The sequence below is a fragment of the Arthrobacter crystallopoietes BAB-32 genome, from assembly GCF_000328305.2.
In the GTDB taxonomy this organism is placed as follows: Bacteria; Actinomycetota; Actinomycetes; order Actinomycetales; family Micrococcaceae; genus Crystallibacter; species Crystallibacter crystallopoietes_A.
Genome location: NZ_ANPE02000073.1, coordinates 1 through 24,294 on the forward strand (window position 1 = coordinate 1; position 24,294 = coordinate 24,294).

Here is a 24,294-nt window from a genome sequence, read left to right on the forward strand (position 1 = left end):
GGTGCCGGTCTCGACGGCCCGGGTGGGCGCCGTGCCGGGGGCGGGCACCGGCGCCGTCATCGCACTCGTTGCCGAGTCAGGTCCGTCGAAGAGCAGCATGCCTGGCACGGCCGCCTCGGCGGCACGGATGTTGCCGGCACGGATAGCATCCGCGGCTTCGGCCAGCTTCTCGGCATTGGCCGGGCGGTCGGCCGGATCCTTGGCGAGCATGGACATCAGCAGCGCGCGGACCGGTCGGGGGAGGCTTTCCGGCAGCGGCGGCGGCGTGTCGTTGACCTGGGCCAGGGCAATGGCGATCTGCGATTCGCCGGAGAACGGCCGCGAACCGGAGAGGCATTCGTAACCGATGACGCCGAGCGAATAAATGTCGCTCTGCCCGGTGGCGGTCTGCCCGGTGGCCTGTTCCGGCGCAAGGTACTGAGCGGTGCCCATCACCTGCCCGGTGGCAGTCAGCGGGACCTGGTCGGCGAGGCGGGCGATGCCGAAGTCCGTGACCTTCACCCGGCGGTCCGGGGTGATCAGCAGGTTGCCGGGCTTGACGTCGCGGTGCACCAGGCCTTGGGCATGTGCGACGGCGAGGGCTCGGGCAGTCTGGGCAATGATCGAGAGCGTCCGGTCAGGTGAGAGGACTTTCTCCCGCTCGATAATGGTCGACAGCGGCTGGCCGGGCACCAATTCCATGACGAGGTAGGCGGAGCCTTCCTCCTCGCCGTAGTCGAAAACGTTGGCGATGCCTACGTGGTTCAGCAGGGCGGTGTGCCGGGCCTCGGCGCGGAAGCGGTTCAGGAAGCCGGGGTCACCCGTGTACTCCTCCTTGAGGATCTTGACGGCGACAACGCGGCCCAGGACCTGGTCCTGCGCCTTCCAGACCTCGCCCATACCGCCGATCGCGATACGGTCAGTGAGCTGGTATCTGCCGCCTAAGGTGATACCCGATGTAGGCCTCACTTATTCAACACCGCCTCCAGGAGTTGCCGAGCGTTTGGACTAGTCAGTTGGGAGCCGGTGGCCAGTTCCACGTCCTCGATGACGACGCTGACCACGGCTTCCGGGTCATCCGCCGGGGCGAAGCCGGTGAACCAGGAGTTGTTTCCGGCGCTACCGGCCATCAGTTCCGCCGTGCCCGTCTTGCCCGCGACCTCGACGCCGGGGATGGCGGCGCGGTTCGCGATGCCGCGGTCGACGGCGTTGACCATCCATTGCTGGATCAGCTGGGCGTTCTCCTCGGACAGGGAGCGCTCCAGTTCCTCGGGCTTCGGGCTGTCCAGCACGCGCAGGTCCGGCGCCCGGACCGTACGGACCAGGTTGGGTTTCATCAGCACCCCGTCGTTGGCGATGGCGCTGGTCATCATGGCAACCTGCAGGGGCGTGACACGCACGTCGTACTGGCCAATTGCGGCCTGTGCCAGCAGGTCGTCGCTCATGCCGGTCGGGAACTGGCTCGCCGTGACATTCACCGGGATGTTGTAGGACTCGCCGAAGCCGAACTTGGCGGCCTGTTCCGCGATGGCGTCCTCGCCCAAGTCCATGGCGATCTGTGCGAACGGTGTGTTGCACGACTGCTCCAGCGCGAAGGAGAAGTCCGCCGTCGTCCGGGCACTGCAGCCGCCGTTGACGAAGTTCGGCAGGCTGACGTTGGTGCCCGGCAGCGGCAGCTCTGCGGGGTTGTCCAGCTCGCTGTCCGCGTCATACTCGCCTGATTCGAGGGCCGCGGCAGTGACCGCGAGCTTGAAGACGGACCCCGGCGCCAGCAGGCTTTCGGTGGCCGGGTTGGTGAAGGGCGAGAGCCCGGCCACTTCTTCCAGGGCAGCCATGTTCTCCGCGACTTCATCGGTATTGTGGCCGGCCAGGTCGTTCGGATCGAAGCTGGGTTTGGAAACCATGGCGAGGATGTTGCCGGTGTCCGGCTCCATCACCACGATTGAGCCCTTCATGCCGTCCGGGATCAGGTCGTAGGCCAGCTGCTGGAGTTCGGGGTCGATGGTCAGTTCCACGGACGCGCCTTCGACCTGCGAGCCGGAGAAGAGCTGCAGGATGCGGTCGTAGAAGAAATCGTTGCTGTTGCCGGACAGCTCCTCGTTCATCGCCGCTTCCAGCTGGGTGGCGCTGTACACCAGCGAGTAGAAGCCGGTCAGATGCGCATAGAGCTCGGGTTCGTTGTAGACCCGCTGGAACTCGAACTCATCGTCGGACGGGACGGATTCGGCGATCGGATTGCCCGCGACGAGGATGGCACCGCGGTTCTTGTCGAAGTCCTTGTACAGTGTGCGGCTGTTCCAGTCATTGGCGTTGAGGTCATCCGCCTCGAAGAACTGCACGACAGTGAGCGAACCGAAGAGCAGCGCGAACATGGCGATGGCAATGATCCAGGTATTCCGGATGGCCTGGTTCATGGTTGCTTCACCTCCGTGGTCCTCTGGGTTCGGTTTTCAGCGCCCTGCCGCTTGGCACCGCGCTCGGGCCGCGGCGGATGGCCGGTGCCGGCGGGGCCCGACGGAGCAGGCCTGCGTGCCGCATCCGAAATCAGCAGCAGCAAACCGATGATCAGCCAGTTGGCCAACAGGGAAGATCCGCCGGCCGCCAGGAACGGTGTGGTCAGGCCGGTCAGCGGGATCAGCCGGGTGACGCCCCCAATCACCACGAAGCACTGCAGCGCCAGCGTGAACGACAGGCCGGTGGCCAGCAGCTTGCCGAAGGAGTCGCGGGTGCCCAGGGCCGCACGGACGCCGCGGGTCACCAGCAGCACGTAGAGCAGCACAATGGCGGACAAGCCGATCAGGCCCAGCTCTTCACCGAGCGCGGCGATAATCATATCGCTGTTCGCGAAGGTGACGATATCCGGGCGCCCCTGGCCGAGCCCCGTGCCGGTCAGGCCGCCGCTGGCCAGGCCGAACAGGCCTTGGACGATTTGGTGGCTGCCGCCGATGCGGTTGTAGACCTCCGGGTCGAAGGCATTGATCCAGCTGTCGATCCGGGCCGTGACGTGCGGGAAGAGCTGGAAGGCGACGAAGCCGCCGAAGGCGATCATGAGCAGGCCGATCAGGATCCAGCTGATCCGGCTGGTGGCAACATAGATCATCGCCATGAAGAGCCCGAAGAAGAGGATGGAGGAGCCGAGGTCGCGCTGGAAGATCAGCACGCCGATGCTCACCAGCCAGGCCACCACCATGGGGCCCAGGTCCCGCCAGCGGGGCAGCTGCAGCGGGCCCACCTTCTTGCCGGCCAGCAGGATCAGGTCCCGGTTCGTCGATAGATACCCGGCAAAGAATATAGCCAGCGTGATCTTGGCGATCTCGCCCGGCTGGAAAGTGGCGAAGCCCAGGTTGATCCAGATCCGCGCGCCGTTGAGTTCCATCCCGATCCCGGGCAGCAGCGGCAGCATCAGCAGGACGGCACTGATAATCAGCGAAATGTAGGTGAAGCGGCGCAGCACGCGGTGGTCGCGCAGGAGCCAGATGACCGCGACCATGGCGCCAATGGCCAAGCCGGTCCACATCAGCTGGCGGGCAGCGGCCGTGTCACCGGTGGCGATGTCCAGACGGTGGATCATGGCCAGCCCGATCCCGTTCAGCGCGGTCACGATCGGAAGTATTATCGGGTCGGCATATTTCGCCCGCAGCCGCAGCACGATGTGAACGGCCAAGACCAGGCCAACCAGCGTGAGGCCCTGGACGAAGAAATCCTGGTCGAAGGCGCGGTCCTGGTCGAGGCCGACCAGCATGTTGGCGCCGACTCCGACAGCGAGGGCGAGCACCAGGAGGAGCAGTTCGGTCAGGCGCCGGGACTTCGGCGCGGTCTGGAGTTCACTCATTGGTTCCACCTATGCACTCGGGCGGAATGGTCGGGGTTGGCTGCGGGCTCTGCGTCGCGCCTGCCGGAGCGGACGCCGAAGGGCTCGGCGCGGCGGTGGCGGCAGGTACAGGCTCCGGGCAGTTGCGCCGGCTGGTGATCCGCAGTTCTTCCACTATGGTTTCGGCGTGCTCCAGGTCCCGGGCCGCAATGCCGGAATCCAGGCGCTGCTGCTGGTAGAGCGGCAGGCTCTGCAACGGGATGTTGTAGGCCGTGTCGAGGCGCGAGAGCCGGATTGGCCCGATGTCCTGGGAGACGCCGTTGTAAATGGCCACGCGGCCGTCGAACTGGCTCACGAAGTACTGGGTCTGCGTCCACAGGTAGCCGAACCACAGCACCGCCACGAGCAGCAGGGACATCACAGCCAGGAAAGTGGGGACGATCCAGCCGCGCCGGACGGGCGGCGTGTCCTCGGCGTCCTCGTCTGCAGTCGGCTCCGCCGGTGCTGCCTTGTGGGTCAGCAGGGCCGCGGCGCGGCGTTCGGTCGAGTGCTTCGTGACGATCGGGATCTGGCCGGTTTGGGTGGCCAGAGCGGCAGCACCCACCAGCACATGCGGCTTGGTAGCCAGTTCGCGCCTGATCAAGTCTGCACGCACCGCGGCGACCGGCCCCTCGCCGGAGCCGGGAGACGGGGCAGCGGCATCCTCGGGGGAACCCCCGCCGTCGTTATTTGCCTCCACGGCCTGGCCGGCCGACGCTGCGGCAGCTTCGGCTTCGCGGTCCTCCGCTTCCGGGTCTGCCTGTGCGGCCAGCGCTTCGGCCTCGGCCAGTTCTTCCGGGGTGGCTTCGGCGACCTCGAGCATGACCACGGTGACATTGTCCGGTGCGCCGCCGTCGAGGGTGAGCTGCACCAGCCGGTCCACGCCGTCCTGCAGCGAGTCCGAGTAGCGCATGGCGTCTTCGATGACGTGGTCCGGGACGACCGTGTCCAAGCCATCGGAGGAAAGCAGCCACCGCTCGCCCGGCTCCGCGGGGTGCGAGGCGAGGTCGAGTTCCGGGCTCGCATCCACATCGCCGAGCACGCGCATCAGCACGTTCCGGTGCGGGTGGACGTCGGCCTCTTCAGGGCGCAGCCTGCCTTCGTCGATCAGCCGCTGGACGAACGTGTGGTCCACACTGACCTGCTCGAAGACGCCGTTCTTGAGCCGGTAGGCGCGGGAGTCGCCGATGTGGGCGAATTCGAGTTGGCCATCATGGAGCAGCAGAGCGGTGACGGTGGTGCCCATGCCGGCCAGCTTGGGGCTGGTCTGCACCAGTTCGGACAGGATCGAGTTGGCCGTCTGGATCTCGTCCGCGAGGACGTTGGCGGGGTCTTCGTGCCCGGTCCGGTCCAGGTGGATCAGGTCGAGCACGGTCGAGGCCGAGGCGACGTCGCCGCCGGCGTGTCCGCCCATGCCATCGGCGACGACGGCCAGATGCTGGCCAGCGTAGGCCGAGTCGTCGTTCTTGGAGCGGGACTTGCCGACATCCGACCGCGCTGCGTAGCGCAGAACCAGCGCCATGGCTACGGCCTCAATTCAATGACCGTCTTGCCGATGCGGATGGGTACACCGGGTTCCACAGGCAGGGCGCGGGTGAGCTGTGTATCCCCCAGGTAGGTTCCGTTGGTGGAACCTAGGTCTTCGATGAACCAGCGGCTGCCTTGCGGGAACAGCCGGGCATGGCGGCCGGACGCGTAATCGTCCTCCAGCACCAGCGTGGCTTCCTGCGCTCGGCCGAGCAGGATCGGGCTGGCGGCCAGGTCCAAGGTGGTGCCGGCCAGCGGGCCCTCGACGACGGCCAGGCGCCGGGCGTGGACCTTCGGCGGGCTAGGCTGCTGCGCGGCGAGCTCGGGATTCTTGCGCACCTGGCGGGCGCTGGGTGCCCCGGTCTTGGTCTTCTGGCCGATCATGAGGTCGCGGCGCATTGCGGAGACGATGCTGATGATCAGGATCCACAGCAAAATCAGGAACCCAAAGCGGAGGGCGGTTACGGCAAGATCGCTGAGCATCAGTGTTCGCCGCTCCTCGCCGGCAGCAACCGGAAGGTGATCCGGGTGCGGCCCATGGTGATGACTGTGCCGTCGGAAAGGTCCTCGGCCTGGTGGATGCGCTGGCCGTTGACGAAGCTGCCATTGGTGGAGCCCAGGTCAACAGCGACGGCGGATCCTCCCGAGGTGCGGATCTCCAGGTGGCGCCGGGAGACTCCGGTGTCGTCGATCAGGATGTCAGCCTCCGAGGAGCGGCCGAGCACTACCGAAGGGGCGTTCAGGGAATAGCGCTGGCCGTTGATTTCCAGCACCGGTTGGAGGCGGGTCGGCTGCCGGCCCGGCGCAGGCGGGCCCGCCGGACGTTGCTGCTGCGGGGCAGAGCCGGACTTCTCCACGGAGGAGTCGATTTCGAAATCGCCGGCTTTGAGGCTGCCATCCTCATTGAGGAGACACGCACCGGGCCCTGGAGGGTGTACTTCTGGCTGTTGACGTGGTTGATCACCACATCGCACAGCTCTTCGGCAAGCGTGGCGCCCCACTGCTGGGCCATGGAATAGTCCGCTTCGCTCAGCCGGATGTCGAAGACGTTCGGCGCCAGGGTCCGCCCCTGTGCCAATGTGATGGACCGGTGGTCCAGTTCGCGGCGCAGCCGGCTGGCGATTTCAACGGGCTGGACCTGGTTCTTGCCGCCCACGGAGAAGGCGCCGCGGACCATCTTTTCGATTCCGCGTTCCACGTTGTCCAGTAAGCCCATTGGATTGCCTCCTCTCCGTTGTCCGATCAGTACCGCAGGTGCCCGACGGCATGCCGCAGGGACGTATGCCAAAACCGATACTACTTGCGACTGGTCCAAATGGCCTTAACGGGCAACGATCGAACCGCCGCTTGGAGTGCCGGGATATGGCGAAGGTCACGTGCTTCCATGATCGCGCAGCGCCCGGGGCCGGTACGGATTCCGGGGGCCGCGTGTCCGCTCCCGCCGAACCGCAGGGCCGGGTCGCGCCGGCCAGGAACCGCGGAATTCCGGGCCTGGGCACGCGCCAACGAGTGGCTCCAGCGGAGGCGGAAAGCCGTCCGGAGGCGCCCTTCGCGGGGCATGGATTCGCCGATTGGGAATTTCGGCGGGTTTCACGCTAGTATTGATCTCGCTGTTCTTACGGAAGAGATTCGGTAAGGAAGTTGCGCGAGTGGCGGAACGGCAGACGCGCTGGCTTCAGGTGCCAGTGTCCGAAAGGGCGTGGGGGTTCAAATCCCCCCTCGCGCACGCAGCAGAAGGGCCCCGATCTTCGGATCGGGGCCCTTCTGGTTAACCCGCCGGATTGGGTCCCTATTTACCGGCATTTTCCCCGCCGCACGGCCTCGACGCCCGGTAGGCTTCACAGCATGCGGATCAAAATGTGCAGCATCCACGTCAAAGACCCGGCCGAAGCCTTCAAGTTCTATACCGAGGTGCTCGGCTTCGAGGAGCTCGTGGCGATGCCCGAGTACTACCTCTACATTGTGAAGTCGCCGCAGGAGCCGCAGGGCACCGGCCTGCTGCTGGAGCCCAGCGACGATCCGATCGGCGAGGCCTATATGAAGGGCGTGTACGACGCCGGCATGCCCACCATTGTTTTCGACGTGCCGGATGTGCAGGCCGAGTACGAGCGCCTGGTCGCCAGGGGCGTGCAGTTCACGGCGGAGCCGCAGCCGGACCCGTCGGGCATCATGTCAGCAGTTTTCGACGACAGCTGCGGCAACCTCATCCAGCTGCACCAGGACTGAAGCGCGAGGCAGTGCCTCGGCACGTAGCCTGTTCGTATGCCACAAGAATCTTTCCTCGCCATGCTGGCCCTGTTCGCCCTGTCCGTGCTGGCCGCGGCCGGGGGAGTCATGGCCTATCGGGGAAGATGGCGGAAGTGGTTCGGCTGGCGGCGCGCCGGTGTGGGCTACTGGGGACTCGCACTGCTCTACACGGGCAGCGGCGGGACGCTCTTCGCGTCGATGGCGTTCTACGCTTTCCTTCCGCAAGGCGGACTTGAGGGCCTACGGCAGCAGGGCGGCACGCTTCTCTTCGCAGTGCACTTCCTTGGCGGGCTCGCCCTGGTCCTGCTGGGCTTCGGCTTTGCGATGTGGGGCATGCCGGAGTTTCTCAAGCCCGCCTGGGTGCGCGAACTCGAAGGAACGATGCCGGTTCGGGGAGGGACCAGTGGGCGCGCCCCGACGGGAGCCGACCGACCGGCGGTTGGCCTCGCGCGTGCAGGGCAGCCCTTGCGCTTGAGTGAAGGGGGTCTGGCGCTGCTTGGTGACCTTCCTTATGGGGGCCTGCGGCACCAGCTCGCTCGGGCGCCCGGGTCCGACGTGGAGGCACTGGTGCAGTCTGGCTTGCTCGATCGGCAGGCAGGGCTGACGGCGGCTGGCATCGAATTCACTGCCCCGCTGCGGTCCAGGGCCGCCAGTGTGGAGGTTGCCCGGACAACGGTCCAGGGAGACGCTATGGTCACCTATCGCATCGGTCCCAGCCACACCTTGCGGATCGAGGCTGTGCCGGCTCCCGGTAGTGCTGTTTCATATGACATTCGGTCGATGGGCGTGGAAGGGATCAGCCGGGACATCGAAGGCTACGTGGCCGGTGCCGGCCGTTGGCTTCTGCGCAGCAGGCAGCAGCACTACGAGGCCGCTTTCGATGGGTGGGGAGACGCCCAGCGGCACCAGGTTGCTGCGGTCGTGGAAGCAGCCGGAAAGCGGGCCGGGGCTAGTCCGCGGAACGTTGCTTGAGCCGCTGTTCCTCGGCGCGGACGGCGGCGAACGAGGCGCGCTCGGCGACCAGCCACTCGGGCGGATCCTGCAGCAGCGCGGTGATTTCCGCCGTCGTCAAGGCATCAGTGATGCCGCCGCGGGCCAGTCCGCTGATGGACACATTCAGCTTCCGGGCGACCTCGGGCCGCGGGTGCGGGCCGTTGCGGCGCAGGTCCTGCAGCCATTGCGGCGGGCTGGCCTGGAGCTGGTTGAATTCCTCGCGCGAGACCGGATTGTCCTGGAACTCCTGCGGCGCCGCCGGCAGGTAGATGCCCAGTTTCTTGGCCGCGGTGGCCGGCTTCATGGTCTGGGACGATTGCGCGCTTGTCATGGAACCAGCCTAGCCGTCCTCGACTAGTCTGTTGAAGGAACGGCGCGGGCCGGCGGAATGCACCAGGAGGAGCCCATGCAGATTGATGAGCCGCGGCGCACGCTGACCATCGGCATCGTCCCCGGCGTCATGCCGGACAAGTGGATCCACCGCTGGGCCGACCGGATGCCGGACATCCCGCTGCACGTACTGGCCTGCGGCGAGGATGAACAGCTCGAGGTGCTGCGCGATGGCCGTGCGGACATGTGCTTCATCCGGCTGCCTGCTGAACCAGGCCCGGAGAGAGGCCGGGAGGGCCTGAGCCTGATCCCGCTCTATACGGAGCTGCCCGTAGTGGTGGCCCCGAAGGAACACGAGCTCGAACTCTACGACGACGAGGTGCCGGCGGCGGAGCTGGCCGCGTTCACCGTGCTGGATCCGGAGCAGATGGGCGGCGCCAAGTCCGGGGTGGAGGTCGTGGCCTCCGGAGCCGGCGTGATGGTGCTGCCGATGTCGGTGGCCCGGCTCTACAGCCGCAAGGACGTGATCAGCCGGGTGGTTGCCGGGCATCCCCAGACACGGATCGGACTGGCGTGGCCGGCGGACCGGACCGACGACGTAATCGAGGAGTTCATCGGGATTGTGCGCGGCCGCACGGCCAACAGCTCGCGCCAGCCATCCGCCCGCCGGGACGCCGGGGCGAAGAAGGAACCGAAGGACGCCAAAGGCGGCGGGGCGAAGAAGGAGCCCAAGGCTGCCAACGAGGGCGGAGCCAAGGCTGCCAAGGGCGGCGGGGCCAAGGGGGCCAAGGGGCGGGCTCCGCAGCAGCGGCAGTCCAAGGGCCGGCGGCCGCGCCGTCCCGGACGCTGAACGCGCGCGGCTAGGCTTGGAGCCATGACGCTGCCTGAAACCCCCGACCATCTCAACGACGCCGACCTGGCCGCCTGGCTGGTGCGTTCCGCCGCGCAGCTGGCTGGCCGGATGCGCGCCGACGTGAAGACCTTTGAAGAGAAGACCAGCATCTCGGACGTGGTGACGGCCGCCGACCATGCCGCCGAGAAGCTGGTGGTGGACACGCTGCGCCGGGTGCGCCCGGAGGACAGCATTTTCGGCGAGGAAGGCTCCAGCTACACCGGGACCTCGGGCCGGACCTGGGTGATCGACCCGGTGGACGGGACCTACAACTTCTTCACGGGGGCCACCTACTGGTGTGCGGCCCTGGCATTAAAGGACGACGGCGGTGTGCGGCTGGGCGCCGTGTACCACCCGGCGGAGGACGCTTTGTGGCTCGGCGGGCAGGACCTGCCGACCACCCGCAACGGAATCCGTTCCGGCTTCGCCCTGAGCGCCCCGCTGGACCAGAGCTGCGCTGCGGCGTACCTGCACCATACTTATCTGCGTGACGAAGCGGCGGCCGAACCCTACCTGGCGGCCGTGCTGGGAGCCGCGGCCTACCGGACCTGGGGCTCGGCATCCTGCGAGCTGGCGGCGACCTCGGCCGGCATTTTCGGCGTGTGGTTCCAGCAGGGGCTGCCGGAATGGGACTGGCTCCCCGGCAAAGCCCTGGTGGAGGCTGCCGGCGGGGACACCGCCGTCGTACAGGTCAAGGGCTACCGCTGGCATGTGGCGGGCGGAAAGCAACAGGTGGCCGACGCCGTGCGGCTGCTGCAGTCGCAGGCATAAAGAGGAGAGGACTTCATGGACGAGTACCAGGCACTGAAGATCGAGCGCGCGGACCAACTGGCCACCGTCACGATCGACCGCCCGGAAGCGCTGAACGCGCTGAGCACGCAGGTGGTCGCCGAGCTGGCGCGCGCGGTTGACGAGTTGCGGTCGCCGGAGGCCGCGGGCATCCGCTGCGTGCTGCTCACCGGGTCGGGTGCCAAAGCGTTCGCCGCCGGTGCCGACATCCGCGAAATGGCCGACATGACCGAGGAGCAGGCGGCCGAATACAGCGGCGCCATGCAGGACGTGACGCGGGAGCTGGAGCAACTGCCGGTGCCAGTGATCGCCTGCGTCAACGGGTTCGCGCTCGGCGGCGGGCTGGAGCTGGCGATGGCCTGCGACTTCATCTACGCGACCGCCAGCGCGCGGTTCGGCCAGCCGGAGGTTGGGCTGGGCCTGATTCCCGGCTTCGGCGGGACCGTGCGGCTGCCGCAACTGGTCGGTCCGGCGCGGGCGAAGGAGCTGATTTACAGCGGGCGGGCCATCGACGCGGCCACGGCGCTGCAGATCGGACTGGTCAACCAGGTTTTCGACACCCGCGAGGAGATGCTGGAGGCGGCCGCCGCCACTGGAGCCGAGATCGCCGCGAAATCGCCCGCGGCGGTGGCCAGTGCCAAGGGGACCATCGATGCGGCAGCCGCCCTGCCCACCGCCGAAGGGCTGCTGCTTGAACGCGAGGCCTTCGCCGCTACCTTCGGCACCGAGGATGCGCGGATCGGCACACGGGCCTTCCTGGCGAAGGAAAAGCCCCAGTTCATCGGCAAGTAGCGCCACGCCGGCCCCGGTGACAGCGGGGCAAGGCCGGCCAGCGGCACCATTGTGAGCCAGATTATGTTGACGGATCAACTAATTACGGTCTACATTAGATGCATAAGCATCAAACCATGCTGTTGAACCGAACAACTAGGAGGCCCGCAATGGCTATCGAACTCACTCCCGGCACCTGGAACCTGGACCAGTCACACACCGAGATCGGCTTCACCGTCCGGCACGCCGGCATCAGCAAGGTCCGCGGCCAGTTCACCCAGGCCGGCGGCAGCCTTGTGGTCGGCGAAACCCTGGAGGGCTCGTTCGTGGAGGCCGTCGTGCAGACCGCTTCCTTCGACTCCAACGATGACAACCGCGACGCGCACGTCAAGGGCGAGGACTTCTTCAACGTCGAGCAGTACCCGGAGATGACCTTCAAGGCGACCGGAGTGGCGGGCACCCCGGAGGAGTTCAAGCTGACCGGCGACCTGACCATCAAGGACACCACGCTGCCGGTGGTCTTCGACGTCGAGTTCGGCGGCATGGCCGTGGATCCCTTCGGCTCCACCCGCGCCGGCTTCTCCGCCACCACCCAGATTTCCCGCAAGGCCTTCGGCATCACCTGGAACGCCGCGCTCGAGGCCGGCGGCGTGCTGGTGGGCGACAAGGTCACCATCAACGTGGACGCCGCGTTCGTCCTGCCCTCGAACTAAGGCAAGCCGGCAGGCAGCAACAAGTACGACGGCGGACGGTTCCCTTTCGCACTGAAGGGGAACCGTCCGCCGTCGGGCTTTAATGGGCGGAACCGGCGATCCTCAGCAGTCTTGGTATTCCATTGCCGGGCCCTGGCTTCTTTTGTACGGTGGGGAAAACGAGGAGAGGAAGCCAACCATGCGGCACAAGAGCGACAGCGAACCGGACGCCGGGGGCGGGAAGAAGAAGGACGAGCTCGGCAGCACCGATTACTACGGCGGCACCGGCGCAGGCGGCTTCCCGCCCGGCGGGACCAACAAGGAAGACCTGCCGATCGAGGATCCGGCGGCGCTGTCGGACAAGCCGGTGCTGGATGATCCGGATCTGGCCAAGCGTGGCAAGGTTCCGGTGCAGGACGTTCCGGGCGGCACCCTGAACGACCCGGACAACGAGTCGGATTCCGGGGACGTGCACGACGCCGAGCGCGACGCTGGCGGCGGGTCCGGAGGGCGCTGAGTCCTGCGGGGCGCTCCCCATTGCCGCCCATGCCAGCGCTGGGTACCTTTGATTTATCGTCAGCGGAGGGATTCCCATGGCACTCATTGAAGAGACGGTTGACGTCGCGCTGGACAGCAATGAAGCGTACAAGGAGTGGATGCGGTTCGAATCCTTCGGCCACGTCATGCGCAGCGTGGAGCGGGTGATCAAGACCAGCGAAGGCGCGCACCACTGGGTGGTCAAGGTCGCCGGCCGGCACCGCGAGTTCGATACGAAGATCACCGCGGATGAGCCGGGCCGCCGGGTGGGTTGGGAGGCCGTCGGGCAGCTGCCGCACACCGGGACGGTGCTGTTCACCCCGCTCGGGGAGCGGAACACGCGGCTGTCCGTCAGCATCGACTGGCACCCCGGATCGCTCGTGCAGAAGGCAGGTTCGGCCATCGGGTCGGACCACCGCGAAGTGCGCAATGAGCTGTGGCGCTTCAAGGACTACGTCGAGGCGGGGGGCTCGGCCACGCACCACTGGGCCCCGGAGCACGGGCTGGGCAGCCACGACTACTACGGCGGGACCATGGGCGGCGGCTTCCCGCCCGGGCGCACGGAACTGCGCGACGTGCCGGTGCAGGATCCGGCGGCCCGGAAGGACCAGCCGGGGGAGCATGGCGAGATGGGCACGGCCCATCCGCGCCACCGGTCACCGGAGGCAGGCCGGAGGCCGCACGGCGATGTGCCCGAGGCGGCGCGGGATCCGGAAGGCGGCGCTACCGGACGCTGATCCGGTCCACCGAGGCGATCGCCATTTCGGACAACCGCTCGGAGATGGGCGCATTCTTGGCGGATTCGGCTGCGGCCTGCTGGCCCTCCTGGCTCAGCACGTACTCGGCGAAGGTCTTGACCAGCTCGACCTTGCCCGCGTCCGCGTAGCTGGTGCAGTACACGTGGTAGGAGACGAGCAGCAGCGGGTAGGCGCCGGCCGCGGTGGTGGTCCGGTCCAGTTCGAGCGCGAGGTCGCCTTCGGGCCGGCCCGCGGCCGGTTCGGATTCATCCAACGCCTTGGCGGCGGCTTCCGCGCTGACCGGGACGTAGTCGTCGCCGACCTTGAGGTTCACCTTCCCCAGCGGCGGGCCGACGGCGGAATCGTCCGCGTAGGTCACGGCGCCTTCGGTGCGGGTCACCATGCTGACGACGCCGGTATTGCCTTGGGCATTCTCGCCGACGTACTCCGCGGGGAAGGCATCGGACGGTTCGGCGGTCCAGGCCTCGGGGGCCACGGCGTGCAGGTATTCGGTGAAGTTCTCCGTGGTCCCGGAGTCATCGCCGCGGGTGACCGGGGAGATGGGCAGGTCCGGCAGGTCGACGTCCGGGTTCTGGTCGGCGATGGCCGGGTCGTTCCAGCGGTCGATCTCGCCCTTGAAGATCCGCGCGATGGTGGCCGCGTCCATGTTCAGCTCGGTGATGCCGGGGAGGTTGAAGCCGACGGCGATCGGCGAGACGTAGGCGGGCACATTGAATGCTCCGCCGGGTCCGCACACCTCCTTGGCGCGCTCCATCTCCTCCTCGTCCAGGTAGGCATCCGAGCCGGCGAACTCCACGGCTCCGGCAAGGAACGCCGTGCGCCCTGCGCCCGAGCCGTCCGGCGAGTACTGGATTTGGGCTTTGGGATGCAGCAGGCTGAACTCGGCCCGCCAAGCATCCATGGCAGCGTTCTGCGCTGACGAGCCGGCACCCGAGAGCGTGCCCTCCAGGTCCGAACCCTGCTGCGCAGCGGCCTCCTGTTCGGCTCCCAGCGGGTAATCGGAGCCGCAGGCAGCCAACGGCAGCACGAGCAGGGCGGCGGCGAGGAAGGTCGGACGAAGGAGTTTAGGTGCCATCGGGCCCCAGCCTACCGTGAACAGTCGGTGAACAGGACATGGAATCGAAGTGGCGCAGCCCAGGGCAGCTGCGGGTGGCTACTTCGTTTCGAGGTTCCTGGTTGCCGGGCCCTCCAGCACTGTGCCGTCCGCGGCGAAGCGGGAGCCGTGCAGCGGACAGTCCCAGCTGCACTCGGCGTCATTCCACGACAGGACACCGCCCAGGTGCGTGCACACCGCGCTCACCCTGCGGGTGCTGCCATCCACCGTACTGACGCCGACCGGCCGTGCACTTTCGCGCACCACGGTGCCCTGGCCTTCCGGCGGCGCGGAATGCGACGTGCGCACGAGGCCGCCAAGCCAGCCGGAGACCAGTTCCAGGCCGACCTCCGCGTTGGTCTGGAGCGTGGAGAGCGCGTCCTGGGCCGCGATCCTGGCCTTGTAGAGCTCGGCCGCCCAGGGCTTGGCCCCGCCCAGCATGGTCGACGTCAGCGCCAGGGCGGCTGCGACGGCGTTGATCATACCCCATTTGTTGAAGCCGGTGGCCACGAAGATCCGGTCTTCGGCGACGGAGAGCTTGCCGACGTACGGGACGGCAGCCGCGGGCTCATAGTCCTGCGCGGACCAGCTGTGCGTCAGTTCCGCGCCCGGGAAGGTGTTCTGCGTCCAGCGGACGAGGTCCTCGAGGTTGCCCCTGGTGTGCTGCTGCCGTCCGACGCTGTGGCCGTTGCCGCCGACCACCAGCACCTGCCGGCCGGCGTGTTCGGCTGTGCGCAGGCTGCGCGTCGGGGAGTCGATGGACAGGTACATGCCGGAGGGAATGCTCCCGGGCACGCTGAAGGCGGCGGCGTAGGAGCGCAGCGGCTTGAGCACGCCGAAATGCCCGCCGCGGTTCAGGAACGGCGTGCCCGTGGCCAGCACGACGCGCTCGGCCGTGACCTGCCCTGCAGCGGTGTGGACGGTCAGCCTCCGGCCGGCCTGCCCGCCTTCCGCCCGGCGCGAGCCACTGGCGTCCCGGGTGACGGACACATTGGTCACCCGGACCCGCTCGACCAGCAACCCCCGGCGCTCGCGCAGTTCGGCGGCGAGGGCAGCGAGCACCTGGAGCGGATGGATCTGGGCCTGGTCCGCCAGCCGGATCGCACCGCTGATCGGATACGGCAGCTCAGGCGCCCGGTCCACGAACTCGGCACCCATGCCGGCTTCCGCGGCCGCTTGGAGTTCGGTGCGCAGGTCGGACACACCCTGCTCGGTGGTGGCGTAGGTGAACGCATCGCGGCGGTCGTAGCCGATATTGTGCTCTTCGCAGAAGCGCAGCAGCCACGCCTGGCCCTCGCGCTGGCCCTCCACGTAGGCCCGGGCGGTGCCGGCCCCATGGTGCGAGGTGATCCGGGAGAGCTGGCTGCCCTGCAGCAGCGAGACCTTCGCCGTCGTATTTCCCGTGGTCACCGCCCCGGTGCTGCGCGCTTCGAGGACCGCCACCCGCTGTCCGGCGCGGGCCAGCAGCACGGCGGTGGTCAGCCCGGTTAGTCCTGCGCCGACGATCACGGTGTCGTACTCGGCGCCGGGCTCGAAGGGATCGGAAGCGATGTCGGGCGCGGTGTCCAGCCAGAGCGATTTCATGCAACTGTCCTTTCCGAAAGGCTAAGTCCCACCCCACCCTGTCGGCTGCGGCTCGTCAAGGCATAGCTAAGCTTGCTTGCAAAATGGTTTGGATAAATCGCAGGAGGCCCCCATGAATACCGCCGTGCTGGTCATTGACATGCAGAACGCCTACTTCGAGGACCCTGCCCTGGGCGGGCGCCGGGAGGAGCTGGTGGACGGGTGCAACCGGCTGATCGACGCGGCCGCCGCCCGCGGCGTGCCGGTGCTGATGGTGAGCACCGAACACGAGCGGGACAAATCGACCTGGACCCTGAGCATGCTCGACGACGACCAGGGATTCATCTTCTCCGGGAGCAAGCAGGCGGACTTTGTCCCCGGGCTGAAGTATGAGGAGCTGCCGCGCATGGTCAAGACGCGCGACAGTGCCTTCATGGGCACGGACCTGTTGCTGCGGCTGCGCAACTTCGGGGCGCAGCAGCTGGTGCTGGCCGGGGTTTCCACGCACAACTGCGTTGCCCAGACCGCAGCGGACGCCTTCGCGCACAACTTCCGGGTGGTGTTCGCGGCCGATGCCATGGCGTCCAATAACGAGGACTACGCGAAGGCCATCCGAGGGATCCTCAGCGACGAGTACCGCCAGCCGGTGCTCAAGGCCGCGGAGATCGAGGAGCTGCTGGCCCAAAGCAGCAATGGTCAGTAGCCTGATAAACGATGCCCGCAACGCAGTCAGCAGGAGGTCCATCATGGACGAGGAGATCCACCGCCGGATCGAAGACCTGATCCGGCAGGAGCAGCAGTTGCGCGAGATCGGCGCGGAAGACACGGACCAGGCCGGGGCCCGGGCGGCCGATTTGGCCCGGCTGGAGGAGCAGCTGGACCAGTGCTGGGACCTGCTGCGCCAGCGACGGGCCAAGCGCAAGGCCGGCGACGACCCGGACGAAGCCCGGCCCCGCCCGGTGGAAGAGGTGGAGGGCTACCGCCAGTAGCCGCCTGGCTCAGGCGCCTTTCTGCGCCTTGGCCTTGCTCCGCTTCGGTGCCGGCTCGGCGTCGGCTTCCTCCTTGGAGCCTGAATCCTTCGCGGACGCTTTCGACGCCGTTTTGCGCTTGGGTTCTTCCTTGGACTTTGCGGCGGAACCGGCAGGCTTCTTCGCCTCGCGGTTCTTTTCCACACTGCGCTTCAGGGCCTCCATCAGGTCCAGGACCTTGCCGCCTTCTTCCTCGCCTTCCTCGCCGAAGGTCGCTTCGGTATCCACGGCCTCGCCCTGCTCGATCTTGGCTTCGATCAGCGTGCGCAGCTGCTCCTGGTACTCGTCCGTGAACTCGTCCGGCTGGAAGTCGGACGAGAAGGACTCCACCAGCGCCGCGGACATCTCGCGTTCCTTCGCGGAGATCCGCACGTTCTCCTCCAGCGAGGGGAAGCTGGCCTCGCGGACCTCGTCTTCCCAGAGCAGGGTCTGGAGCATCAGCACGTCGCCGCGCACGCGCAGCGCGGCCAGCCGGGTCTTCTGCCGCAGGGCGAACTTCACGATCGCGGTCCGGTCCGTGTCCTCGAGCGTCTTGCGCAGCAGCACATACGCCTTGGTGGACTTCGAATCCGGCTCCAGGTAGTAGCTGCGGTCGAACATGATCGGGTCGATCTGGTCGCTGGGCACGAATTCGACGACGTCGATCTCCCGGTTCTTCTCCACCGGCAACGAGGCCAGGTCGTCGTCGGAGAGGATCACGGTCTGCTCGCCGTCGTCGTACGCCTTGTCGATGTCTTTGTACTCGATGACTTTGCCGCACACCTCGCAGCGGCGCTGGTAGCGGATCCGCCCGCCGTCCTTGCCGTGGACCTGGTGCAGCTTGACGTCGTGGTCTTCGGTGGCGCTGTACAGCTTGACCGGGACGTTGACCAGCCCGAAGGCCACGGCCCCTTTCCAGATGGCTCGCATGCAACCAAGTCAACACCAAGCAAGCTGGCTATTACTAGCCATTGGTGCGGTTATTGGCAAGACTAACCCTATGGCCAAGACAAGCGGCGCCCAGCGGCAGATCGTCGACGTGGAGGGTCACCGCCTGAAACTGACCAACCTTGACAAGGTCATCTACCCGGAAACCAGCACCACCAAGGCCGACGTCCTCTCCTACTATTCGCAGATCGCGCCCTACCTCATTCCGCATGCGGCAAACCGGCCGGTGACGCGCAAGCGCTGGGTCAACGGCGTCGGCACGGTGCAGGAGCCGGGCGAAGTTTTCTTCCAGAAGAACCTCGAGGACTCGGCACCGTCCTGGATCAAGCGGCACGGGATCGAGCACAAGAGCGGCACCAACGTCTACCCGATGGTCAACAACCTGGCGACGCTGACCTGGCTGGCCCAGATCAGCGCGCTGGAGATCCACGTCCCGCAGTGGACGTTCGGCCCGCGCGGCAAGCGGAACAACCCGGACCGGATGGTGCTGGACCTGGATCCCGGCGAGGGCGCGGGCCTGGCCGAGTGCGCCGAGGTCGCCCGGCTGGTCCGCCGCATCCTGGACGGCATGGGGCTGGATCCGCGGCCGGTGACCAGCGGTTCGAAGGGGATCCACCTGTACGCCGCGCTCGACGGAAAGCAGACCTCCGAGGAGGTGTCCGCCGTCGCCCATGAACTGGCGCGAATGCTGGAAGCGGACCACAAGGACCTGGTGGTCAGCGACATGAAGAAGACGCTGCGCAAGGGCCGGGTGCTGCTGGACTGGAGCCAGAACCACTGGAACAAGACCACCATCACCCCGTATTCGCTGCGCGGCCGCGCCCATCCGATGGTCGCGGCGCCGCGGACCTGGGAGGAGCTGGACGACCCGGACCTGGGCCACCTGGACTACCACCAGGTGCTGCAGCGGGTGGAGGAACTGGGCGATGTGCTGGCCGGGATGGGCTCGGGCACGATGGAGGAACAGTCCCTCGAGGACGCCGTGGCGGAGGCGGAGGGGAACGACGGCGGTGCGGGGCCGGCATCCGACCGGCTGAGCAAGTACCGCTCCATGCGGGATGCATCGATCACGCCCGAGCCGGTGCCCGAGGCCAGCCCCGTGGACCGGGCCGGGAACACGTTCGTCATCCAGGAGCACCACGCCCGGCGGCTGCACTACGACTTCCGGCTCGAACGCGAGGGCGTGCTGGTTTCCTGGGCCGTGCCGAAGGGTCCGCCGACCAGCCCGGCCCGGAACAACCTGGCGGTGCAGACCGAGGACCACCCGCTGGAATACGGCAGCTTCGAGGGGACGATCCCGAAGGGCGAATACGGCGCCGGCGAGGTCACGATCTGGGACTCTGGCACCTACGACCTGGAGAAATGGCGGGACGGCAAGGAAGTCATCGTCATCCTGCACGGCCGCGAGGGCGGCGGGCTGAGCCGCGACGGCGGGCCGGAGGGGCCGCGGCGGTACGCGCTGATCCACACCGGCGGAGAGCGCGGGGAAAACAACTGGCTGATGCACCTGATGAAGGACCAGAAGCCTGGTTCCTATCGCAAGGGCACACCGCACGAACGGCAGCCGGACGACCTGGCCAAGGAATCCGAGCCGCAGTTCCTCAAGCCGATGCTCGCGGTGGCCGGCACCGGCGCGGACATCAGCGACGAGGGGGAGTGGGCGTTCGAGATGAAGTGGGACGGCATCCGCGCCATCGCCATCATCGAGGACAACGGCGTCCGGCTGGTCAGCCGCAACGGCAACGACCTCACCGCCGGCTACCCGGAGCTGGCAGACCTGCCGGATGCCGTGCACGCCTCCACGGCCGTGCTGGACGGCGAGATCGTGGCGCTGAACAAGGCCGGCCGGCCGGACTTCGGGCTGCTGCAGACCCGGATGAACCTGGTGAAGAAGCGCGAGATCGACCAGGCCGCGCGGAGCACGCCGGTGCACTTGATGCTCTTCGACCTGCTGCACCTGGACGGCCATTCGCTGGTACAGCTGGAGTACTGCCAGCGCCGGGAAATCCTGGCCCAGGCCGTCGAGGCCGGCGGGCATGTCCACGTGCCGCCGGACATGGATATCAGCCTGCAGGAAGCTATCGACACGAGCAAGGAACTCGGCCTTGAGGGCGTGCTGGCCAAGCGGGTGGACAGCACCTACAGGGACGGGCAGCGGTCAAGGAGTTGGATCAAGATCAAGCACCAGACAACCCAGGAAGTGGTCATCGTCGGCTGGCGCCCGGGGAAGGGCTCGCGGGAGCGCAAAATCGGTTCGCTGCTGGTGGCGGTGCCGGACGGACCGGACCTGCGCTACCTCGGCCGGGTCGGTTCCGGTTTGACGGAGCGGGACCTGGCCGCCGTGGGGGCGCGGCTGAAGAAGATGGCCCGCAAGACCCCGCCGTTGCCCGACGTGCCTTCCGCCGATGCGGCGGACGCCCACTGGGTGCGGCCGGCGCTGGTGGGCGAGGTGCAGTTCAGCGAACGCACCGAGGCCGGCAAGCTGCGCCACCCGGTCTGGCGCGGCTTCCGTCCCGATAAAAAGCCGTCCGACGTCGTCGTTGAGGTGTGAGGAGCGAAGAGCATGACCGAACAGCAGGAGGACCTGGCCACCAACCCGGGGGCTGACCAGCGCAGCCTCGACGGGGTGGACCTGTGGTGGCGCGCAGCCAACTACCTCAGCGCCGGGCAGATTTACCTGCGGGACAACCCGCTGCTGCGCCGTCCGCTGGAGCCGGAGGACGTGAAGGCGCGGCTGCTGGGGCATTGGGGTACGACGCCGGGACTCAACTTTGTCTATGCGCACCTGAACCGGGTCATTGCCGAAACGGGCCAGGACATGCTCTTCGTCACCGGTCCCGGCCACGGCGGCCCGGCGAACATTGCGAACGCCTGGCTGGAGGGGACGTACTCCGAGGTCTACACGCACATCGGAGCCGACGAGGCCGGCCTGCGCGAGCTGTTCAAGCAGTTCTCCTACCCGGGCGGCGTCCCCAGCCATGCCGCGCCCGAGACGCCGGGGTCCATCAATGAAGGCGGCGAACTCGGCTACTCGCTGGCGCACGCCTACGGCGCCGTCTTCGACCACCCGGAGCTGGTCGCGGCCTGCGTCATCGGCGACGGCGAGGCCGAAACCGCCGCGCTCGCGGGCAGCTGGCACTCAAGCTCCTTCCTCAACCCCGTGGTGGATGGCGCGGTGCTGCCGATCCTGCACCTGAACGGCTACAAGATCGCCAATCCGACGGTGCTGGCGCGGATGCCGCAGGAGCAGCTGGCGGCGCTGCTGACCGGCTATGGCTACGAGCCGCACTTCGTCACCGTGGCGGATCCGCGGGAAACCATGCGCGCGCACGAGGAGTTCGCCCACGCGCTGGAGTCCTGCCTGGCCGGCATCCGCAGCATCCAGGATGAGGCACGGGCCGCCGGGACGGGCGCGCCGGCCGGGGAGAGCGCCCCGCGCTGGCCGATGATCGTGCTCCGCTCGCCCAAGGGCTGGACCGGCCCGGAGCTGGTGGACGGCAAGCCGGTGGAAGGCACCTGGCGTGCGCACCAGGTGCCGCTGTCCGAGGTGCGGACGAACCCGGGCCACCTGGAGCAGCTGCAGCAGTGGCTGCGTTCCTACCGGCCGGAGGAATTGTTCGACGGCGGTGGGCGGCTGCGTGCGGAGATCGCGGCTTTGGCCCCGCGCGGCGACAAGCGGATGAGCGCCACGCCGTATGCCAACGGGGGCCGGCTGCTGCGCGACCTGGTGCTGCCCGCGTACGGCGATTACGCCGTCGTCGTTAATGATCCGGGCACGGAACGGGTCTCCCCGATGGCCAACCTGGGCGGCTGGCTGCGCGAAGTCATCCGGCTCAATCCGCACAATTTCCGCCTGTTCGGGCCGGACGAAACGGCGTCGAACCGGCTGCAGGACGTGTACGAAGCGACGGACAAGGTCTGGCAGCAGCGGATCGAGGACGTGGACGAGCACCTCGCCCGCGCCGGCCGGGTGATGGAGGTGCTCAGCGAGAACCTCTGCCAGGGCTGGCTGGAGGGCTACCTGCTGACCGGCCGGCACGGCGTCTTCAACTGCTACGAGGCGTTCGTGCACATCGTCGACTCGATGTTCAACCAGCATGCCAAGTGGCTCGAAGTGCACCGCGAACTGCCGTGGCGCCAGCCGGTCGCCTCGCTGAACTACCTGCTTTCCAGCCATGTCTGGCAGCAGGACCACAACGGGTTTTCGCACCAGGACCCGGGCTTCATCGACCATGTGCTGAACAAGAAGCCAGAGGTGGTGCGCGTCTACCTGCCGCCGGATGCCAACACCCTGCTGGCTGTCACCGAGCACTGCCTGGCGTCGCGGGATTACGTGAACGTGATCGTCTGCGGCAAGCAGCCGTCGCTGGCCTGGCTCGGGCCGGAGGCGGCGCGCAACCACGCCGAACGGGGTATCGGGGTGTGGGACTTCGCCGGCAGCGAGCGGCCCGGGGAGGAACCGGATGTGGTGCTCGCCTGCGCCGGGGATGTGCCCACAACCGAGGCGGTGGCAGCGGCCGGGATCCTGCGCCGGCAGCTGCCGCAGCTGAAGGTGCGGCTGGTCAACGTGGTGGACCTTATGCGGCTTCAGGATGCCAAGGAGCACCCGCACGGCCTGGAGCACCGCGATTTCGACCGGCTCTTCACCACGGACAAGCCGATCATCTTCGCGCACCACGGCTACCCGTGGCTGATTCACCGGCTGACCTACCGGCGCACCAACCACGGCAACCTGCATGTGCGCGGCTTCATCGAGGAGGGCACCACGACGACGCCGTTCGACATGGCGATGATGAACCGGATCGACCGGTTCCAGCTGGCGATCGACGTGATCGACCGGGTGCCTTCGCTTGGCTCGGCGCATACGGGCCTGCGCCAGCGGCTGCAGGATCTGCGGATGCGGGCGCGCCGGCACACCCGCGAACACGGCGAGGATCCGGAGGAAGTGGCGGGCTGGCGCCTGTAGGTGAACGTTTCAATATTTCTCCAAGGTCCGCCCCTGTCAAATGGGCGCAAAATCGTTACTCTTGTCGCAGGGGGGAAATCTCTTGGGGGAGAAAGCGAACAGGCCATGGGGAGTCTATTCAAGCCGACTATTCGCGATGTCGCGGAAAAGGCCGGTGTTTCATTAGCGACGGTGTCCTATGTGCTGTCGGGACGCAGCGGCGGATCCACCAGGATCAGCGAACCAACCAAGGAACGCGTGCTGCAGGCGGCCAAGGACCTGGGCTACGTGCCGAACCGCGCCGCGCAGGGCATGCGGCGCGGCCGGACCGACACCGTTGCGGTCGTCATCGAATCGATGGAGTCGCCGTGGGACCGGGCGCTGGTGGAGACCGCCAACCAGATCCTGCCGGCGCACGGACTGCGCGTGGTCATCCTGCTGGGCCAGGACGCGTGGCGGAACTTCATGCTCTCCGGCGGCGCGGACGGGGTCATCCTGGGCTTCAGCACGGAGACCGAGGAAGAGATCCGCACCATTGAGGACCTCGCCCGGCGCGGCGTGGCCCAGGTGGTGGTCTCGCAGTTCCTGGAGCCGAAGGGTTTCGACGTGCTGTCCATCGACGCCGAGGGCGGGGTGGCGGAGGCTGCGAAGTACCTGTCCGAGCGGCACCAGCGGATCGGCGTGATCCACCGCGGCCTGTCCGGAAACGGTCCGCGCGGGACGCGGCTGGAGCTGTTCCGCAACGCGATGGAGAAGCTGGGCGTGGAACTCGACGAGCGGCTGATCCGCGCATCCGGCGGCAACTGGCGCAGCGCAGTCAGCGACGCGCTGGAGCTGCTGAGCCTGCCGGACCCGCCGACGGCGTTCTGGACCACCGCGGACATGGAGGCGCTGTGCGTGTTCGGCGCGGCGACGTGGAAAGGCCTCAGCATTCCGGAGGACCTGGAAATCATCGGCGTGGAGAATTCCGAGCTGGGCCGCGAGTCCAATCCGCCGCTGAGCACCGTTGGCCCGGATCCGAGCGAACACCTTGCCGTGGACCTGCTGCTCCAGCGGCTGCAGGGCAAGGCACCGCAGGAAGGACGCCGGGTGCCGGTTCCCTGGAAGCTGCACCTGCGCGGAACCACTGCGCACGCGGCTTCCGAACCGAACGACAACGGCACGCCCATCGTGGGAGCGGGCACCGGCAGCTAAGGTGAGGGGATGCCGGCCCTCCACTATGACTACGGACCGGATCCCAGCCAGTACGCCGAACTGTACTTGCCCTCCGGACGCAAGCGCACCGCCGTCGTCGTTATTGTCCACGGCGGGTACTGGCGCGCCCGCTACGCCGCTGACCTCGGTGCCCCGGCCGCCGCCGGCTGGCGGCGCAG

General features: G+C 67.5%; 22 protein-coding genes, 1 tRNA gene and 1 pseudogene. 14 read left to right on the forward strand and 10 right to left on the reverse strand.

Going from position 1 to position 24,294, the window contains the following annotated elements; all coding sequences use genetic code 11:
- The 6 genes and pseudogenes from D477_RS04140 to D477_RS04165 form a co-directional block, all read right to left on the reverse strand.
- On the reverse strand, window positions 1-948 hold a 948-nt coding region (locus D477_RS04140), incomplete at its 3' end, for a protein kinase domain-containing protein (protein ID WP_043845590.1).
- A complete protein-coding gene (locus tag D477_RS04145) occupies window positions 945-2,393 on the reverse strand; it encodes a peptidoglycan D,D-transpeptidase FtsI family protein (protein ID WP_005267566.1) in 1,449 nt (482 codons plus the stop codon). The genes D477_RS04145 and D477_RS04140, both read right to left, overlap by 4 nt.
- Window positions 2,390-3,811: an FtsW/RodA/SpoVE family cell cycle protein gene (locus D477_RS04150; RefSeq protein ID WP_005267568.1), complete on the reverse strand. Its 1,422-nt coding sequence runs from the start codon at window positions 3,809-3,811 to the stop codon at window positions 2,390-2,392. The genes D477_RS04145 and D477_RS04150 overlap by 4 nt, the downstream gene beginning before the upstream one ends.
- Window positions 3,804-5,351, reverse strand: a complete 1,548-nt coding sequence (locus tag D477_RS04155) for a protein phosphatase 2C domain-containing protein (protein WP_005267569.1) — start codon at window positions 5,349-5,351, stop codon at window positions 3,804-3,806. The genes D477_RS04150 and D477_RS04155 overlap by 8 nt, the downstream gene beginning before the upstream one ends.
- 2 nt (window positions 5,352-5,353) lie before the next feature.
- Entirely contained in the window at window positions 5,354-5,839 is a 486-nt protein-coding gene (locus D477_RS04160; RefSeq protein ID WP_005267570.1) for an FHA domain-containing protein FhaB/FipA, read from the reverse strand.
- Window positions 5,839-6,572 (reverse strand): annotated as a pseudogene (locus tag D477_RS04165) (FhaA domain-containing protein). Before D477_RS04165 ends, D477_RS04160 begins: the two are co-directional and overlap by 1 nt.
- Before the next feature lie 427 nt (window positions 6,573-6,999).
- Between D477_RS04165 and D477_RS04170 the strand changes: the two are divergent.
- The 3 genes from D477_RS04170 (at window position 7,000) to D477_RS04180 (ending at window position 8,575) form a co-directional block, all read left to right on the forward strand.
- A tRNA-Leu gene (locus tag D477_RS04170) sits at window positions 7,000-7,082 on the forward strand.
- A 119-nt stretch (window positions 7,083-7,201) separates the two neighbouring features.
- Window positions 7,202-7,582, forward strand: coding sequence for a VOC family protein (locus D477_RS04175; RefSeq protein WP_005267571.1), 381 nt, complete (start codon window positions 7,202-7,204; stop codon window positions 7,580-7,582).
- A gap of 36 nt (window positions 7,583-7,618) precedes the next feature.
- Window positions 7,619-8,575, forward strand: a complete 957-nt coding sequence (locus D477_RS04180) for a hypothetical protein (RefSeq protein ID WP_150109995.1) — start codon at window positions 7,619-7,621, stop codon at window positions 8,573-8,575.
- On the opposite strand, the gene D477_RS04185 is transcribed toward D477_RS04180, so the two are convergent.
- Complete coding sequence (locus D477_RS04185) at window positions 8,553-8,927, reverse strand: DUF5997 family protein (protein WP_043845585.1); 375 nt, start codon at window positions 8,925-8,927, stop codon at window positions 8,553-8,555. The genes D477_RS04180 and D477_RS04185 overlap by 23 nt on opposite strands.
- Window positions 8,928-9,002: 75 nt before the next feature.
- Here D477_RS04185 and D477_RS04190 point away from each other — a divergent pair, with 75 nt between their 5' ends.
- The 6 genes from D477_RS04190 to D477_RS21045 all read left to right on the forward strand — a co-directional run bounded on the left by D477_RS04190 (window position 9,003) and on the right by D477_RS21045 (window position 13,344).
- Entirely contained in the window at window positions 9,003-9,776 is a 774-nt protein-coding gene (locus D477_RS04190; RefSeq protein WP_237740698.1) for a LysR family transcriptional regulator substrate-binding protein, read from the forward strand.
- Window positions 9,777-9,800: 24 nt separating this feature from the next.
- Entirely contained in the window at window positions 9,801-10,589 is a 789-nt protein-coding gene (locus D477_RS04195; RefSeq protein ID WP_005267580.1) for an inositol monophosphatase family protein, read from the forward strand.
- 15 nt (window positions 10,590-10,604) lie between these two features.
- On the forward strand, window positions 10,605-11,399 hold the full coding sequence (locus D477_RS04200; RefSeq protein ID WP_005267582.1) for an enoyl-CoA hydratase/isomerase family protein: 795 nt from the start codon (window positions 10,605-10,607) through the stop codon (window positions 11,397-11,399).
- A 149-nt stretch (window positions 11,400-11,548) separates the two neighbouring features.
- Window positions 11,549-12,091, forward strand: coding sequence for a YceI family protein (locus tag D477_RS04205; protein WP_005267583.1), 543 nt, complete (start codon window positions 11,549-11,551; stop codon window positions 12,089-12,091).
- Between the two features lie 178 nt (window positions 12,092-12,269).
- Window positions 12,270-12,587, forward strand: a complete 318-nt coding sequence (locus D477_RS04210; RefSeq protein ID WP_005267585.1) for a hypothetical protein — start codon at window positions 12,270-12,272, stop codon at window positions 12,585-12,587.
- Window positions 12,588-12,663: 76 nt separating this feature from the next.
- A complete protein-coding gene (locus D477_RS21045; RefSeq protein ID WP_005267587.1) occupies window positions 12,664-13,344 on the forward strand; it encodes an SRPBCC family protein in 681 nt (226 codons plus the stop codon).
- On the opposite strand, the gene pstS is transcribed toward D477_RS21045, so the two are convergent.
- Together pstS and D477_RS04225 are read right to left on the reverse strand one after the other, a co-directional pair.
- On the reverse strand, window positions 13,331-14,440 hold the full coding sequence (gene pstS, locus D477_RS04220) for a phosphate ABC transporter substrate-binding protein PstS (RefSeq protein WP_005267588.1): 1,110 nt from the start codon (window positions 14,438-14,440) through the stop codon (window positions 13,331-13,333). The two genes, D477_RS21045 and pstS, sit on opposite strands and share 14 nt — an antisense overlap.
- A 78-nt stretch (window positions 14,441-14,518) precedes the next feature.
- Window positions 14,519-16,042, reverse strand: coding sequence for an FAD-dependent oxidoreductase (locus D477_RS04225; protein WP_005267590.1), 1,524 nt, complete (start codon window positions 16,040-16,042; stop codon window positions 14,519-14,521).
- 112 nt (window positions 16,043-16,154) lie between these two features.
- Here D477_RS04225 and D477_RS04230 point away from each other — a divergent pair, with 112 nt between their 5' ends.
- Window positions 16,155-16,724 (forward strand): cysteine hydrolase family protein, encoded by a 570-nt coding sequence (locus D477_RS04230; RefSeq protein WP_005267592.1) that lies wholly within the window; start codon window positions 16,155-16,157, stop codon window positions 16,722-16,724.
- 43 nt (window positions 16,725-16,767) lie between these two features.
- The gene (locus D477_RS04235; RefSeq protein ID WP_005267593.1) at window positions 16,768-17,010 is read left to right on the forward strand and encodes a DUF2630 family protein; all 243 of its coding nucleotides are present in this window, start codon (window positions 16,768-16,770) and stop codon (window positions 17,008-17,010) included.
- Between the two features lie 9 nt (window positions 17,011-17,019).
- Here D477_RS04235 and ku read toward each other — a convergent pair whose 3' ends face one another.
- Window positions 17,020-17,958 (reverse strand): non-homologous end joining protein Ku, encoded by a 939-nt coding sequence (gene ku, locus D477_RS04240; RefSeq protein WP_043845588.1) that lies wholly within the window; start codon window positions 17,956-17,958, stop codon window positions 17,020-17,022.
- A gap of 70 nt (window positions 17,959-18,028) precedes the next feature.
- Here ku and D477_RS04245 point away from each other — a divergent pair, with 70 nt between their 5' ends.
- The 3 genes from D477_RS04245 to D477_RS04255 all read left to right on the forward strand — a co-directional run bounded on the left by D477_RS04245 (window position 18,029) and on the right by D477_RS04255 (window position 24,115).
- Window positions 18,029-20,527 (forward strand): ATP-dependent DNA ligase, encoded by a 2,499-nt coding sequence (locus D477_RS04245; RefSeq protein ID WP_005267595.1) that lies wholly within the window; start codon window positions 18,029-18,031, stop codon window positions 20,525-20,527.
- Window positions 20,528-20,539: 12 nt separating this feature from the next.
- Window positions 20,540-22,942, forward strand: a complete 2,403-nt coding sequence (locus D477_RS04250; protein WP_005267596.1) for a phosphoketolase family protein — start codon at window positions 20,540-20,542, stop codon at window positions 22,940-22,942.
- Between the two features lie 105 nt (window positions 22,943-23,047).
- Window positions 23,048-24,115, forward strand: a complete 1,068-nt coding sequence (locus D477_RS04255; RefSeq protein WP_081608469.1) for a LacI family DNA-binding transcriptional regulator — start codon at window positions 23,048-23,050, stop codon at window positions 24,113-24,115.
- Window positions 24,116-24,294 lie beyond the last annotated feature (179 nt).

Bases quoted from the DNA above. Each gene is read 5' to 3' on its own strand.
- D477_RS04145 (WP_005267566.1), bottom strand. From the start codon at position 2,393: ATGAACCAGGCCATCCGGAATACCTGGATCATTGCCATCGCCATGTTC.
- D477_RS04150 (WP_005267568.1), bottom strand. From the start codon at position 3,811: ATGAGTGAACTCCAGACCGCGCCGAAGTCCCGGCGCCTGACCGAACTG.
- D477_RS04155 (WP_005267569.1), bottom strand. From the start codon at position 5,351: ATGGCGCTGGTTCTGCGCTACGCAGCGCGGTCGGATGTCGGCAAGTCC.
- D477_RS04160 (WP_005267570.1), bottom strand. From the start codon at position 5,839: ATGCTCAGCGATCTTGCCGTAACCGCCCTCCGCTTTGGGTTCCTGATT.
- D477_RS04175 (WP_005267571.1), top strand. From the start codon at position 7,202: ATGCGGATCAAAATGTGCAGCATCCACGTCAAAGACCCGGCCGAAGCC.
- D477_RS04180 (WP_150109995.1), top strand. From the start codon at position 7,619: ATGCCACAAGAATCTTTCCTCGCCATGCTGGCCCTGTTCGCCCTGTCC.
- D477_RS04185 (WP_043845585.1), bottom strand. From the start codon at position 8,927: ATGACAAGCGCGCAATCGTCCCAGACCATGAAGCCGGCCACCGCGGCC.
- D477_RS04190 (WP_237740698.1), top strand. From the start codon at position 9,003: ATGCAGATTGATGAGCCGCGGCGCACGCTGACCATCGGCATCGTCCCC.
- D477_RS04195 (WP_005267580.1), top strand. From the start codon at position 9,801: ATGACGCTGCCTGAAACCCCCGACCATCTCAACGACGCCGACCTGGCC.
- D477_RS04200 (WP_005267582.1), top strand. From the start codon at position 10,605: ATGGACGAGTACCAGGCACTGAAGATCGAGCGCGCGGACCAACTGGCC.
- D477_RS04205 (WP_005267583.1), top strand. From the start codon at position 11,549: ATGGCTATCGAACTCACTCCCGGCACCTGGAACCTGGACCAGTCACAC.
- D477_RS04210 (WP_005267585.1), top strand. From the start codon at position 12,270: ATGCGGCACAAGAGCGACAGCGAACCGGACGCCGGGGGCGGGAAGAAG.
- D477_RS21045 (WP_005267587.1), top strand. From the start codon at position 12,664: ATGGCACTCATTGAAGAGACGGTTGACGTCGCGCTGGACAGCAATGAA.
- pstS (WP_005267588.1), bottom strand. From the start codon at position 14,440: ATGGCACCTAAACTCCTTCGTCCGACCTTCCTCGCCGCCGCCCTGCTC.
- D477_RS04225 (WP_005267590.1), bottom strand. From the start codon at position 16,042: ATGAAATCGCTCTGGCTGGACACCGCGCCCGACATCGCTTCCGATCCC.
- D477_RS04230 (WP_005267592.1), top strand. From the start codon at position 16,155: ATGAATACCGCCGTGCTGGTCATTGACATGCAGAACGCCTACTTCGAG.
- D477_RS04235 (WP_005267593.1), top strand. From the start codon at position 16,768: ATGGACGAGGAGATCCACCGCCGGATCGAAGACCTGATCCGGCAGGAG.
- ku (WP_043845588.1), bottom strand. From the start codon at position 17,958: ATGCGAGCCATCTGGAAAGGGGCCGTGGCCTTCGGGCTGGTCAACGTC.
- D477_RS04245 (WP_005267595.1), top strand. From the start codon at position 18,029: ATGGCCAAGACAAGCGGCGCCCAGCGGCAGATCGTCGACGTGGAGGGT.
- D477_RS04250 (WP_005267596.1), top strand. From the start codon at position 20,540: ATGACCGAACAGCAGGAGGACCTGGCCACCAACCCGGGGGCTGACCAG.
- D477_RS04255 (WP_081608469.1), top strand. From the start codon at position 23,048: ATGGGGAGTCTATTCAAGCCGACTATTCGCGATGTCGCGGAAAAGGCC.